10 protein-coding genes are annotated in these 13,792 nt (G+C 61.5%); 4 read left to right on the top strand and 6 right to left on the bottom strand.

All coding sequences use genetic code 11. From position 1 onward, the window contains the following. Window positions 1–3: 3 nt before the first annotated feature. From ACYQ47_RS06050 to ACYQ47_RS06070, 5 genes are read right to left on the bottom strand one after another with little or no spacing between them, the layout of a single operon-like run. On the bottom strand, window positions 4–1,917 hold the full coding sequence (locus tag ACYQ47_RS06050; RefSeq protein WP_459904749.1) for a (Fe-S)-binding protein: 1,914 nt from the start codon (window positions 1,915–1,917) through the stop codon (window positions 4–6). A 15-nt stretch (window positions 1,918–1,932) separates the two neighbouring features. Beyond that, the gene (locus ACYQ47_RS06055) at window positions 1,933–3,996 is read right to left on the bottom strand and encodes an oxidoreductase (RefSeq protein ID WP_459904750.1); all 2,064 of its coding nucleotides are present in this window, start codon (window positions 3,994–3,996) and stop codon (window positions 1,933–1,935) included. Window positions 3,997–4,032: 36 nt separating this feature from the next. Then, window positions 4,033–4,572 carry a DUF5943 domain-containing protein gene (locus ACYQ47_RS06060; RefSeq protein WP_250509779.1) on the bottom strand — a complete coding sequence of 180 codons (540 nt, stop codon included), beginning with the start codon at window positions 4,570–4,572 and terminating at the stop codon, window positions 4,033–4,035. Window positions 4,573–4,597: 25 nt separating this feature from the next. Next, the gene (locus tag ACYQ47_RS06065) at window positions 4,598–5,569 is read right to left on the bottom strand and encodes a dipeptidase (protein ID WP_244829039.1); all 972 of its coding nucleotides are present in this window, start codon (window positions 5,567–5,569) and stop codon (window positions 4,598–4,600) included. 19 nt (window positions 5,570–5,588) lie between these two features. After that, a complete protein-coding gene (locus tag ACYQ47_RS06070; RefSeq protein ID WP_459904751.1) occupies window positions 5,589–6,863 on the bottom strand; it encodes a serine hydroxymethyltransferase in 1,275 nt (424 codons plus the stop codon). Between the two features lie 447 nt (window positions 6,864–7,310). Here ACYQ47_RS06070 and ACYQ47_RS06075 point away from each other — a divergent pair, with 447 nt between their 5' ends. Next, complete coding sequence (locus ACYQ47_RS06075) at window positions 7,311–8,312, top strand: GlxA family transcriptional regulator (protein ID WP_244829037.1); 1,002 nt, start codon at window positions 7,311–7,313, stop codon at window positions 8,310–8,312. Between the two features lie 65 nt (window positions 8,313–8,377). Here ACYQ47_RS06075 and fdhA read toward each other — a convergent pair whose 3' ends face one another. Further along, window positions 8,378–9,574 (bottom strand): formaldehyde dehydrogenase, glutathione-independent, encoded by a 1,197-nt coding sequence (gene fdhA, locus ACYQ47_RS06080; RefSeq protein WP_244829036.1) that lies wholly within the window; start codon window positions 9,572–9,574, stop codon window positions 8,378–8,380. A gap of 216 nt (window positions 9,575–9,790) precedes the next feature. Here fdhA and betI point away from each other — a divergent pair, with 216 nt between their 5' ends. Genes betI through betA form a run of 3 tightly spaced genes read left to right on the top strand, consistent with a single transcriptional unit; the run spans window position 9,791 to window position 13,619 of the window. Continuing rightward, entirely contained in the window at window positions 9,791–10,378 is a 588-nt protein-coding gene (gene betI, locus ACYQ47_RS06085; protein ID WP_459904752.1) for a transcriptional regulator BetI, read from the top strand. Window positions 10,379–10,405: 27 nt separating this feature from the next. Then, a complete protein-coding gene (gene betB, locus ACYQ47_RS06090; protein WP_459904753.1) occupies window positions 10,406–11,866 on the top strand; it encodes a betaine-aldehyde dehydrogenase in 1,461 nt (486 codons plus the stop codon). Window positions 11,867–11,876: 10 nt separating this feature from the next. Then, window positions 11,877–13,619: a choline dehydrogenase gene (betA, locus tag ACYQ47_RS06095; protein WP_459904754.1), complete on the top strand. Its 1,743-nt coding sequence runs from the start codon at window positions 11,877–11,879 to the stop codon at window positions 13,617–13,619. The last annotated feature ends 173 nt before the right edge of the window (window positions 13,620–13,792 follow it).

A 13,792-nucleotide genomic window follows, 5' to 3' on the forward strand; every position in this document is an offset into this window, starting at 1 on the left:
GTGTTACTCCAGCGCCGCGGCGACCAGCTCCGCCACGTCGAGCACTTCGGGACGCGCGCCGACCACGCCTTCGAGCATCGCGGTGCAATTCGGGCAACCCACGGCGACCACTTCCGCGCCTATCGTGCGGGCATCGGCAATGCGGATATCGGGAATGCGCTGCTTGCCGGGAATGTCGGTCAGTGGCGCGCCGCCGCCACCGCCGCAGCACCGTCCGCGCATGCCGTTACGCTCCATTTCCACCACCTTGACGCCGATGGACTTCAGCAGCTTGCGCGGCGCTTCGGTCTCGCCGTTATAGCGGCCGAGATAGCACGGATCGTGATACGTGATCTTCTTGTCGGCGAGCACGGTCGCGGCCTTCGGTGAGAGCTTGCCGTTCGCGACGAGTTCTGCCATCAACGCCGTGTGATGCTGCACTTCATAGAAGCCGCCAAGCGCGCGATACTCGTTGCGCAAGCTATGCAGCACGTGCGGGTCCGCCGTCACGATGCGCCGGAACGAATACTGCGAAAGTGTGCCTATGAGCTTCTTCGCGCATGCTTGAAAGGTGGCTTCGTCGCCGAGACGACGCGCCGTATCGCCGGTGTCCGTTTCAATGCCGCCGAGCACCGCGTAATCCACGCCTGCCTTGTTCAGCACCTTCGCCAACGCACGCAGCGTGCGTTGATAACGCATGTCGAACGCGCCTTCGCCCGCGATCAACAAGACATCGACAGGACGACCCGGCTGCGCGACCTGCACTTGCAGATCCACCGACCAGTCGTAACGCGCGCCGATGTCAAACCCGTTCGCGCTGCCCGTTTCACGCAGATTCGCAAGCGTGATCGGACCTTTCCCCGGGACGTTGCCTTCCACGAGCGTCTGATTGCGGCGCATATCGACGATGGCATCGACGTGTTCGATCAGCATCGGGCATTCTTGCACGCAGGCGCGGCACGTGGTGCAGGACCAGATGGTATCGGCTTCGATCATCGTGGAGATGAGCGGCTTGCCCGGTGCGCCCGAATGCCTGCCGACCGGAATGCCGGGCGTCGGGCTGCCGGCGTAGAGCGCATCCGAACCGCCGACCATGCCGACGACGAGATCCTGAATCAGCTTCTTCGGATTGAGCGGTTGTCCCGATGCGAACGCGGGGCACGCCGCTTCGCATTTGCCGCATTGCACGCAGGCATCGAAACTCAGCAACTGGTTCCAGCGAAACTCGATGGGCTTGCTCACGCCATATTCCTGCGCATCGAGTACGGGCACTTTGAGCGCGGTGGGCGGCACGAAATCATGCTCGTTCTTCGCTGCAAAGCGCTCCTGACGCGGATGAAACGCGAGATGCAGCAAGCCCGCCATCGCATGCTTCATCGGGCCGCCTTGCGCCGCGCCGAAGGTCATCGTGTATGCGCCCGCCGCGATCAGCAATGCAACGATGATCGCGAGTGCACCCGACATCCACGAAGCCGGCAACAGCATGAACAATGCAAGACCAAGCGCGAAAGAACCGAGCAGCAATGGCAGGCTGTCCCACGGTCCGCGTGACAAACGCGCGGGCACTTCCTTCGCGCCGTGTCTGCGACGGTACACGAACACCGCGCCCACCAGCATGACGATAGCCGCGAGGAAGATCAGCTCGTCGAGCCACGGCGAATAGATGGCGAGGCCGTAGTTGAGGAATACGAGCGCCATCGCGAGAATGGCGCCGCCAGCGGTTGCAACGTGCGTCTTCGCGATATACGGATCACGCGCCACCACATGATGCAAATCCACGAAGTAACGCTTCGGGATGGTCAGCAGGTTAGCCCAGCCATAAGCACCGGCAGTCGTGGCGCGTCCTTCTCGCCAATAGGCCGCGCGCTTCATCACGGCGAAGGCGAGACCCGCCACCGATACCCACAGCAAGACGGTGATGACAAACACGGGGTTCATCGTCTAAAGCCCTCGTCAGAAGTCTTTGCAAAGACGCAGCGCGTCGTAGATCGCGCCGTGGATGTTGTGCATGGAGATGCAGTCGCCGACGCGGAACAAGAGAAAACGCCCGTTTCCAAGCTCTTCCGAAAGACACGGCTGCGCTTCCGATGCAAAGAGCTTGTGCACATCCACCTGCCCGCGATTGAGCGATTCGGGCTTCAGCTTCCAGTACAGGGAATCGTTGGGCGTGCTGCCGTTCTCGATCACGACCTGATCCACCGCGCGCTCTTCCTGTTCTTCCGTGTACTCGTTGCGGATCACGGCAATCTTCTTCCCGTCTTCCTCGTACACCTTGTCGAGCCAGTAGTTCGGCGTATGGATCACGCCTTGCGCGTAGAGCCTTCTATAAAAGATGGGGAACGTGGTGCCGCCGACGTCATCGGCGACCTTCACGTCCGGCGTCACGATCTCGACATTGCCGCCACGGCTCGAGATGAAGTCCGCGACGCCCGCGCCCGCATGCGTGCTCACGCCGTCATAAACGAGCACGTTCTTGCCCGGCTCGACCTTGCCCGAGAGAATGTCCCAGGCGCTCACCGCGAGACCTCGTTCGACGCCCCATGAAGGCACTTGATCCGTGAACGACGAGCCGCCCGTCGCGAGCACGACGATGTCCGGCTTCTCGGCCATGATGGCCTTGTCGTCGGCGGCGACACCGAGACGACGATCCACGCCGAGCCGCTTCGTTTCCATGTCGAACCAGCGCACGATGCCCGCCATCTGCTCGCGCTGCGGCGCCTTCGCGGCAAGCATGATCTGGCCGCCGACGTAATCGTTCTTCTCGAACAGCACGACATCGTGACCGCGCGACTTCGCCACGCGCGCCGCTTCGAGTCCCGCGGGCCCTGCGCCGACCACCACGACTTTGCGCTTCGGCCCGCGCGTCTTTTCGATGACATGCGGCATGGTCGCTTCACGCGATGTCGCCGCGTTCTGCACGCACAACACATCGAGTCCGTTGTACTGCCGGTCGATGCAGTAGTTCGCGCCGACGCACTGCTTGATCTCGTCCTCGCGGCCATCGCGAATCTTGATCACCATATGCGGGTCCGCAATCTGCGCACGCGTCATGCCGACCAGATCGACCATGCCGTTGGCGAGCAGACGTTCCGCCTGACCCGCATCGCGAATGCTTTGCGCATGCATGATCGGCAGCTTCACGACCGACTTGATGCCCGCCGCGAGATGCACGAAAGGCTCGGGTGGCAGCGCCATCGGCGGCATGCAGTTGGCGAGCGTGTTATGCGTATCCGCGCCCGAACCGATCACGCCGATGTAATCGATGAGGCCCGTTTCAGCCATCGCTTGAGCGATCTCTTTCAATTGTTCGTGATCGAGACCGTCTTCATGGAATTCGTCGCCGCACATGCGCAAGCCAATTGCGAAGTCGGCGCCCACGGCTTCGCGCACGGCCTGCAGCACTTCCTTACCGAAGCGCAGACGGTTTTCGAGCGAACCGCCCCATTCGTCCGTGCGAAAGTTGGTGCGCGGACTCCAGAACTGATCGATCAGGTGCTGATGCGCCGCCGAGATCTCGACGCCATCCATGCCCGCATCCTTCACGCGCTTCGCGGCCGCCGCGAAATCCTGAATGATGCGCTTGATCTCTTCCACTTCGATGATCTTCGCGTTGCCGCGATGCACCGGCTCCCGCACGCCCGAAGGCGACATCAGATGCGGCCAGCTCTCTCCGTGCCACGCCGAACGCCGGCCCATGTGCGTTGCCTGGATCATGATCTTCGCGCCATGCCGATGCATCGCTTCAGCCAGCCGCGAGAGCGGGTCGATGACCTTGTCGGTCGACAGGTTCACCGACTTCCACCAGCCTTGCGGGCTGTCGATCGACACCGGGCTCGAACCTCCGCAAACGGCTAGCGCCACGCCGCCCTTCGCCTTCTCTTCGTAATAGCGGATATACCGGTCGCCGGGCAGACCGCCTGGCTCGGCATAGACCTCGGCATGCGCGGTACTGACGATACGGTTACGCAAGGTCAGCTTGTTCAGCGTGAGTGGCTTGAAAAGGTTCGGGTAACGCATTGCGGGCGACCTCGGAAAGGTTTTGCTTTGAAGCCTTTATTTCGATGCGAGCGGCGACACTTCGAACACACAATGCTCGCAGCCTTCCGCGGCGCATTGCGTTTCCACCGAGTGCGAACGCGGCCCCTTCTTCGTGCTGTCGGGTGCGGTGTCGTTGACCCAGTCCAGCGCGCCGGCGAACCATCCGGCGAACATGTAGCAGAGCTTGCCGTGCTTGCCCGGTTGCGCGAGCACGAAGGACGAGTGACGCAGATGCACACGCGCCATGGCGCTCTGCGGGTCGGATTCGACGATATCGAAGAGACCCCAGCCGCGTTGCGACAGGCGCTTCAAGTAATGCTCGAACACCGCCATGCCCGCTATGCCGTGCTTGTCCGCCTCCTTGTCGCACCAGTGATAAGCGGACTTGTAGCCCGCCTTGTAGAGAATCGCGGCGTAAGCTTCGCGGCCGAGCGCTTCTTCCACGGCCACGTGGTTGTTGGTGAAGAAGTGGCGCGGCACATACAGCATGGGCAGCGCGTCGGTAGTCCAGACGCCCGTTTCTTGATCGACGTCGATAGGCAGTTGCGGTTGCATCGCGGGTTCCCTGTTCTTGTTGGAGTCAGACGTTCCAGACTTCGCCGAAGAAGCGCATCCAGTTCTCGCCCATCACCTTCTTGATACGCGTCTCGCCCCAGCCCGCTTTTTCCATCGCGGCCGTGAGGTTCGGGAACTCGCCGATCGTGCGAATGCCTTCCGGATTCACGACCTTGCCGAAGTTCGTCAGACGGCGATAACGGCCCTTGTCGTGCGTGATCCAGTCGAAGAACTCGGTGCTGTAGCCTTGCGTGAAGTCCGTGCCGATGCCCACCTTGTCTTCGCCGATCACGTTGATCACGTAGTCGATGGCTTCGAGATAATCGTCGACGGTCGCGTCCGGGCCTTTCTTCAGGAACGGCGAGAACATGGTCACGCCGACGAAGCCGTTGGCGTCCGCGATCTCTCTCAGCTGATCGTCGGTCTTGTTGCGCGGATGGTCCTTGAGTCCCGAGGGACAGCAGTGCGAGTACGTGACAGGCTTCTTCGAGCAGGCGATGGCATCGGAAGAAGTCTTCGCGCCCACGTGGGAAAGATCGACCATGATGCCGACGCGATTCATCTCGTGGATCACTTCCTTGCCATAACCCGAGAGTCCGCCGTCCGGTTCATAGCAGCCCGTGCCGACCAGGTTCTGCGTGTTGTAGCAGAGTTGCACCACGTTCACGCCGAGCTCCTTGAAAACTTCGATATAGCCGAGGTTGTCCTCGAACGCATACGAGTTCTGGAAGCCGAAGATGATGCCTGTCTTGTTTTCCTTCTTCGCGCGCAGAATGTCGTCGGTCGTGCGCACGAGCGTGAGAATCTCGCTGTACTCGCGAATCTGTTGCTTCATCTCGGCGATGTTGTCGATCGTCTTCTGGAAGTCTTCCCAGACCGAAACCGTGCAGTTCACCGCGGTGACGTTACCTTTGCGCATGTCCTCGAACACGGAGCGCTCGAACTTGGAGATGTTCAGGCCGTCGATGATGATGCTGTTGTCGTGCAGAGTGCTCATCGTTGATAACTCCGTGTGCTTAGTAGATGGGGAAGCGTTCGCACAGCGCGAAGATCTCGCGGCGCACGCGTTGTTCGGTTTGCGGATTGCCTTCCGGATGCTCGCGCAGCGATTCGAAGACTTCGAGAATCAGGCGGCCGGTTTCGCGGAACTCGTTGACGCCGAAGCCGCGCGTCGTGCCTGCCGGCGTGCCTAAGCGAATGCCCGAGGTGACGGTCGGCTTTTCGGTATCGAAGGGAATGCCGTTCTTGTTGCAGGTGATGCCCGCGCGTTCCAGCGCATGCTCGACCTGATTGCCCTTGAGGCCTTTCGGGCGCAAATCGACGAGCAGCAGATGGTTGTCCGTGCCGCCGGTGACGAGATCGACGCCGCCTTCCTTGAGCACTTCGCCGAGCGCTTGCGCATTTGCGAGCACGTTGTCGATATACGTCTTGAAGTCCGGCCGCAGCGCTTCGCCGAAGGCCACCGCCTTGCCTGCTATCACATGCATCAGCGGGCCGCCTTGCAGGCCGGGGAACACGGCCGAGTTGATCTTCTTGGCGATGTCTTCGTCGTTCGTGAGGATGAAACCGCCGCGCGGACCGCGTAAGGTCTTGTGCGTGGTGGACGTGACCACGTGCGCATGATCCACGGGGTTATCGTGACGCCCCGCCGCGATGATGCCCGCGATATGCGCCATATCGACCATGAGCTTCGCATCGACGCTATCGGCGATCTTGCGCAGACGCGCGAAGTCCAGCTTGCGCGGATACGCTGAGAATCCCGCGATCAGCAATGACGGCTTGTGTTGCTTCGCGAGTTCCTCGATCTGCTCGTAATCGATCAGCATGGTGTCGCGGTTCACACCGTATTGCACCGCGTTGAACCACTTGCCCGAAAGCGCGGGCTTCGCGCCATGCGTGAGGTGACCGCCCGCATCGAGCGACATGCCGAGAATGGTGTCGCCGGGTTTGGCGAGCGCAAGCATCACGGCGCCGTTGGCCTGCGCGCCCGAATGCGGCTGCACGTTGGCGAACTTCGCGTTGAAGAGCTGCTTGATGCGATCGATGGCGAGCGCCTCGACTTCATCCACGAATTCACAGCCGCCGTAATAGCGCTTGCCCGGATACCCTTCCGCGTACTTGTTCGTGAGCACCGAGCCTTGCGCTTCCAGTACGGCGCGCGACACGATGTTTTCCGACGCGATCAGTTCGATTTGCGATTGCTGGCGCTCCAATTCTTTCAGGATCGCGCCGCGCACCGAAGCGTCGCTGGATGCAAGCGGGGCTTCGAAGAAGGGATTCGAGTTCGACATTGGCAGGTCCGTGGGTCAAGTGTGACGGTCGTTCGACGGCGGTGCGGGTGGCTCTTCGGATGCTTTTCCGTTTGCCGTCGCGGCCGTAATCGTTGCATCTATTCTTGACTTTCGTCCTGCCGGTCAATTTACGAATTTAGACGTGTTCTTGGCCTTTTCCGACATGCGCGTCTTTTTTCGACAAGTGGCGCGATGGATTTCGGTGTAGCGATTTATTCGGTGCGCCGCTGCACTGTCGCGGAACGCCCGTGCGCTTCGAAGGTGCGCGCCCTTGCTCGTGGAGGGTCGGCGAGGAAATCGCGTCTATATGAAGGATGCACGATGCCTCGTGAGGCTCAGGGTTTAGCCTGATGGCATGGTAGTTGCAAACGAAACCAAAATGCAAAAAGTGGCAAAGCGCCGCATCTGACGGCGTCAAACAATAGATTCGAAGGAATCATTCCTCACATGTCCCCCGATCGCACGGCGTCGCTGTCGCACTTCGCTTTCATGCCGCTTCCCAACTTCACCATGATCGCTTTCACCAACGCGATCGAAGTCCTGCGCATGGCGAACTATCTGACGGGGCAGCCGTTGTATCGCTGGTCGATCGTGAGTCCCGATGGCGGTCCCGTCACCGCGAGCAACGGCTTGTCCGTCGACACAGGTCCGGTGGAATGCGTGGGACAACCCGATATCGTGTTCGTGGTCGGCGGCATCGATGTGCAGCGCGCGACCACGCCCGCACATCTCGCCGCGCTGCGCCGCTTCGCCCGCATGGGCAGCGTGCTCGGCAGCCTCTGCACCGGCACTTATGCACTGGCTCGTGCGGGCTTACTCGCGGGCTATGCGTGCGCCATCCACTGGGAGAACATGTCGGCGCTCAAGGAAGAGTTTCCCGACACGCGCTTCCTGAAGGAACTGTTCGTGATCGACCGCGATCGCGTCACGTGTACCGGCGGCGTCGCGCCGCTCGACATGATGCTCAATCTCATCGCATCCCGCGTGGGTACGGCGCGCGTGACGCAGATCGCCGAGCAATTCATCGTCGAACATGTACGCGATACGAGCGCGCAGCAGCGCATGCCGCTCGTGGCACGACTCGGATCGGCCAACAAGTCGCTCTTCGAAGTGATCTCGCTCATGGAGAACAACATCGAGGAGCCGCTGTCGCGCGAGGAACTGGCGCGTCTTGCCGGCATGTCGCAACGGCAATTGCAGCGGCTCTTTCGCGAGCATCTCGGCATGACGCCGACGCACTACTATCTCACGCTGCGTCTGCGGCGCGCGCGCGAACTGCTGCTGCAAACCGATATGTCGATCATGCATATCACCATGGCTTGCGGCTTCCAGTCGGCGTGCCACTTCTCGAAGAGTTATCGCGATGCCTTCGGAACCGCGCCCACGCGCGAACGCCGCAAGCAAGCGCCTTCACTCGCGGCGGTTGCACCTTCGGCGCTGGTTGCCTGATACCGGTTCGAACAAAAAGAGCCGTTGGCTTGCAACAGCCAACGGCTCTCTTCATTCCAGGCCGATTACGCCGCTTTCAACAATCCGTGCGGATCGAGCACGAACTTCCTCGGCGCGCCGCCATCGAACTTTCTGTAGCCTTCGGGCGCTTCATCGAGCGAAATCACGGACACGTTGACGATATCCGCAATCGGCAAACGATCCCACAAGATGGCCTGCATCAGATTGCGGTTGTACTTCATCACGGGCGTCTGTCCCGTGTGGAACGAATGCGACTTCGCCCAGCCAAGGCCGAAGCGAATGCTGAGACTGCCCTTGCGCGCGGCGGCATCGGCGGCGCCGGGGTCATCGGTGACATAGAGGCCGGGAATGCCGATCGCGCCCGCTGCCTTCGTGATCTCCATCAGCGAATTGAGCACGGTGGCCGGTGCTTCCTCGCCGCTGCCGCTGCCGTGACCGTGTGCCTCGAAGCCCACGCAATCGACCGCGCAATCCACTTCCGGCTTACCGAGAATCTGCTCGATCTGCTCGCCGAGCGTCGCGTCCTTCGAGAGATCGATGGTCTCGAAACCCATCTTGCGCGCGTGCGCCAAGCGCTCTTCGTTCATGTCGCCGACGATGGTGCACGCCGCGCCCAAGATGCGCGCCGATGCCGCCGCCGCCATTCCAACCGGTCCCGCGCCCGCGATATAAACCGTCGCACCCGGCTTCACGCCCGCCATCACCGCGCCGTGATAACCCGTCGGCAAGATGTCGGAGAGACACGTGAGGTCGCGTATCTTCGACATGGCCTGTGCCTTGTCCGGAAACTTCAGCAGATTGAAATCGGCATACGGAACCATCACGTATTCCGCCTGGCCGCCTATCCAGCCGCCCATATCGACATAACCATACGCGCCGCCAGCACGCGACGGGTTCACGTTCAAACATACGCCCGTATGTTGCGCCTTGCAGGTCGGGCAGCGCCCGCATGCCACGTTGAACGGCACCGAAACGAGATCGCCAATGGCAAGCGTCTCCACATCGCGGCCGATTTCGATCACTTCGCCCGTGATCTCGTGCCCGAGCACGAGGCCGACTTCCGCCGTCGTGCGGCCGCGCACCATATGCTGATCCGAGCCGCAGATATTGGTACTGACTACGCGAAGAATGACGCCGTGGCCGATGTCGCGCCCGCGTGGATCGACCATCTTCGGATAGTCGATGGACTGCACTTCCACCTTGCCCTGCCCCAGATATACGACGCCGCGATTGCTGCTCATTGATCGTCTCCATGTCTCGTGGACGGCTCGCGCGATGCACCGTCACGGTTCATCGCGCCCGTTCGTCGAGCGTAGCGCCGCTAGTCGCGCACGACCGATCTCCAATGCGACGCGGGTTTGACTCAAACCGACATGACGCTCTTCGGCGGTTTTTATTGATTGACCGTTCAATATAAAACCGCCTAACATCGAATCGAACTGACAGCCAAAGCGACCATGCCCAAACTCGGAATGCGCGAGTTTCGTCGCGCGCAACTCATCGACGCGACCTTGCAGACCATCGACGAAGCGGGCCTCGGCGGTGCGACGCTCGCCTCGGTGGCGCAGCGCGCGAGCACATCGACGGGAATCGTCAGTCACTATTTCGGCGACAAGGACGGGCTGCTCGAAGCCACCATGCGTCATGTGCTGCGCAATCTCTGGCAGGCCACGTCGCGTCGCCGCAAGGCCGCGAAAGCCGAGCCGCGTGCGAAGTTGCGCGCAGTGGTCGCCGCGAATTTCGATGTCGAACAGGTGAACGGCCCCGCCATGAAGACATGGCTCGCGTTCTGGTCCGAGAGCATGCACAAGCCCGAGTTGCGGCGTTTGCAGCGTGTCAACACGCGGCGACTCTATTCGAATCTATGCGCGGACTTCTCGCGCGCCTTGACGAAGCCTGCCGCGCGCCGTGCGGCCAGCGGTCTTGCCGCGCTTATCGACGGTCTCTGGCTGCGCGGCGCGCTTGCAGGCGAACCGTTCGATACGAAGTCGGCGTTGCGCCTCGCTTACGACTACATCGACCTGGTGCTCGAAGCGCGCGGCTAAAACCCTCCATCCTCAAAGGAGCACGACATGGAAGAGCAACGCCTTTACATCGGCGGCGCATACGTCGATGCCACGAGCGGCGAAACCTTCGTCACGCTCGATCCCGCCACCGGTGAATCCATCGCGCACGTCCAGCAGGCGTCGCAAGCGGATGTCGATCGCGCCGTGCGCGCAGCACACGAAGGGCAACGCGAATGGGCCGCCATGACCGCGATGCAGCGCTCCCGCATCTTGCGACGCACCGTCGACCTGCTACGCGCGCGCAACGACGAACTCGCCGCGCTCGAAACGCGCGACACCGGCAAGCCGATTGCGGAGACGCGCGCCGTGGATATCGTCACCGGCGCGGATGTGATCGAGTATTACGCGGGACTCGCGACGGCCATCGAAGGCACGCAGATACCGCTGCGCGAATCGTCGTTCGTCTATACGCGACGCGAGCCGCTTGGCGTGTGCGCGGGCATCGGCGCATGGAATTATCCGATACAGATAGCTTGCTGGAAGTCTGCGCCCGCGCTCGCGGCCGGCAACGCGATGATCTTCAAGCCAAGCGAGATCACGCCACTCACCGCGCTGAAGCTCGCGGAGATTTATACCGAAGCGGGCGTGCCCGCCGGAGTCTTCAACGTGGTTCAAGGCGATGGCCGCGTGGGCGCCATGCTCGCGGAACATGCGGGTATCGAGAAGATATCGTTCACGGGCGGGGTGCAAACCGGCAAGAAGGTCATGGCGCATGCGGGCGGCTCGACGCTCAAGGAAGTGACGATGGAACTGGGTGGCAAGTCGCCGCTCATCGTATTTCACGACGCCAATCTCGAACGCGCCGCCGACATTGCCATGAGCGCGAACTTCTTTAGCTCGGGACAGGTATGCACGAACGGAACGCGCGTGTTCGTCGAGCGCGGCGTGATCGAACGCTTCGAAGCGCTGGTGCTGGAGCGCGTAAAGCGCATTCGCATTGGCGCGCCGGATGATCCGCTCACCAACTTCGGCCCGCTTGCAAGCGCGGCGCAACTGCATAAAGTGCTCGGCTTTATCGAAAGCGGCAAGCGCGAAGGCGCGCGACTCATCGCCGGCGGCGCGCGCATGAGCGATGGTGCATTCGCGCGCGGCCAGTATGTCGCACCGACCGTGTTTGCCGATTGCCGCGACGACATGCGTATCGTGCGCGAGGAAATCTTCGGACCGGTGATGAGCATTCTTGCCTTCGACGACGAAGACGAAGTCATCGCGCGCGCAAACGATACCGAATACGGACTTGCGGCGGGCGTGGTCACGGAGAACATATCGCGTGCGCATCGCGTGATTCATCGGTTGCAAGCGGGTATCTGCTGGATCAACACATGGGGCGAATCGCCCGCGGAAATGCCCGTGGGCGGCTACAAGCAATCGGGCGTGGGGCGCGAAAACGGCATCGTGACGCTCAATGCCTACACGCGCATCAAGTCCGTGCAGGTCGAGCTCGGGCCTTATCAGCCCGTGTTTTAAGGAGCTTTCGATGAGCGCGATGGAATACGACTACATCATCGTGGGCGCGGGATCGGCGGGCAACGTGCTTGCCTCGCGTCTCACCGAAGACGAGGACGTGACGGTGCTGCTGCTCGAAGCGGGCGGCCCGGATTATCGCTTGGACTTTCGCACGCAGATGCCGGCGGCGCTTGCTTATCCGCTGCAAGGGCGGCGCTACAACTGGGCGTATGAAACCGAGCCCGAACCGCATATGAACGATCGTCGCATGGAATGCGGACGCGGCAAGGGACTCGGCGGATCGTCGCTCATCAACGGCATGTGCTACATACGCGGCAATGCGCTCGACTACGACAACTGGGCCACGCGGCCGGGTCTTGCAAAGTGGAGCTATCTCGACTGTCTGCCGTATTTCCGCAAAGCGGAGACACGCGATATCGGTGCGAACGAGTATCACGGTGGCGACGGTCCCGTTCATGTCACGACCAGCAAACCCGGCAACAATCCACTCTTCGCGGCGATGGTCGAAGCAGGCGTGCAGGCGGGTTATCCGCGTACGGACGATCTCAACGGCTATCGGCAAGAAGGCTTTGGACCGATGGATCGTACCGTCACGCCGAACGGAAGGCGCGCGAGCACGGCGCGTGGTTATCTGGATCACGCCAAGCATCGCGGCAATCTCACGATAGTTACCCATGCAACTACTGACCGTGTGTTGTTCTCGGGCAAGCGCGCGACTGGCGTGGCTTATCTGCATGGCGCACAACGCGTGCGCGCGCATGCGCGGCGTGAAGTGCTCATATGCAGCGGCGCCATTGCTTCGCCGCAATTGCTGCAGCGTTCCGGTGTCGGGCGTTCGAGCTGGCTCAGGGAACTCGAGATTCCCGTGGTGCACGATCTGCCGGGAGTCGGTGAGAATCTGCAGGATCACCTCGAGATGTACATGCAATACGAATGCAAGGAGCCGGTCTCGCTTTATCCCGCGCTGCAACTGCGTAATCAGCCTGCTATCGGGCTCGAATGGCTTCTGAAGGGCACGGGCATAGGCGCTAGCAATCAGTTTGAGGCGGGCGGTTTCATCCGCACGCGCGATGACGATCCGTGGCCGAACATCCAGTATCACTTTCTGCCGGTGGCGATCAATTACAACGGTTCGAATGCCATCGAGATGCATGGGTTTCAGGCGCATGTCGGGTCGATGCGGTCGCCCAGCCGTGGACGCGTCAAGCTCACGTCACGCGACCCGCACGCGCATCCGGGCATCCTCTTCAACTACATGGCCGATCCGCTCGACTGGCGCGAGTTCCGCGATGCGCTTCGCATCACGCGCGAAATCATGCAGCAGCCGGCGCTCAGCAAGTATCGCGGACGCGAGTTGAATCCCGGCGCAAAGCGCATGAGCGACCGGGATCTGGATGCCTTCATCCGCGCGAAAGCGGAGACCGCATATCACCCGTCGTGCTCGTGCAAGATGGGTTACGACGATATGGCCGTGGTCGATGCCGAAGGACGCGTGCACGGCATGGAAGGCTTGCGCGTAGTGGATGCGTCGATCATGCCGCAGATCACGACGGGCAATCTCAACGCGCCGACCATCATGCTCGCGGAAAAGATCGCGGATCGCATTCGCGGGCGCGAAGCCTTGCCACGCGTCGAGACGCCGTACTTCGTGGCGAACGGCAAGCGCGCGCGCCACAGCGGCTGGTTGCAGAAGGAACTGGTCGAGCGTGCGAAAAGTGACGTGACGAGCGACTCCGCCACCTCGCGCATCTGAGCATTTCCAGAGAAACCTCCTCCGAGCCGAACTCTTCGGCTCGATAACCGGCGGCGACCTTTGCATCCGACGCATGGTTTTCCCTAGTGCCTCGTCTTCATCTCAATTATTACGATCGCAGCCCATTCGTATTCCGAAGCGTTCCCGTCGCCGTACCGAATGGAAATAAATGT

The organism is Caballeronia sp. HLA56 (assembly GCF_054655155.1).

Excerpts from the sequence above, each read along its gene's own strand:
- ACYQ47_RS06050 (WP_459904749.1), bottom strand. The coding sequence starts at position 1,917 with ATGAACCCCGTGTTTGTCATCACCGTCTTGCTGTGGGTATCGGTGGCG.
- ACYQ47_RS06055 (WP_459904750.1), bottom strand. The coding sequence starts at position 3,996 with ATGCGTTACCCGAACCTTTTCAAGCCACTCACGCTGAACAAGCTGACC.
- ACYQ47_RS06060 (WP_250509779.1), bottom strand. The coding sequence starts at position 4,572 with ATGCAACCGCAACTGCCTATCGACGTCGATCAAGAAACGGGCGTCTGG.
- ACYQ47_RS06065 (WP_244829039.1), bottom strand. The coding sequence starts at position 5,569 with ATGAGCACTCTGCACGACAACAGCATCATCATCGACGGCCTGAACATC.
- ACYQ47_RS06070 (WP_459904751.1), bottom strand. The coding sequence starts at position 6,863 with ATGTCGAACTCGAATCCCTTCTTCGAAGCCCCGCTTGCATCCAGCGAC.
- ACYQ47_RS06075 (WP_244829037.1), top strand. The coding sequence starts at position 7,311 with ATGTCCCCCGATCGCACGGCGTCGCTGTCGCACTTCGCTTTCATGCCG.
- fdhA (WP_244829036.1), bottom strand. The coding sequence starts at position 9,574 with ATGAGCAGCAATCGCGGCGTCGTATATCTGGGGCAGGGCAAGGTGGAA.
- betI (WP_459904752.1), top strand. The coding sequence starts at position 9,791 with ATGCCCAAACTCGGAATGCGCGAGTTTCGTCGCGCGCAACTCATCGAC.
- betB (WP_459904753.1), top strand. The coding sequence starts at position 10,406 with ATGGAAGAGCAACGCCTTTACATCGGCGGCGCATACGTCGATGCCACG.
- betA (WP_459904754.1), top strand. The coding sequence starts at position 11,877 with ATGAGCGCGATGGAATACGACTACATCATCGTGGGCGCGGGATCGGCG.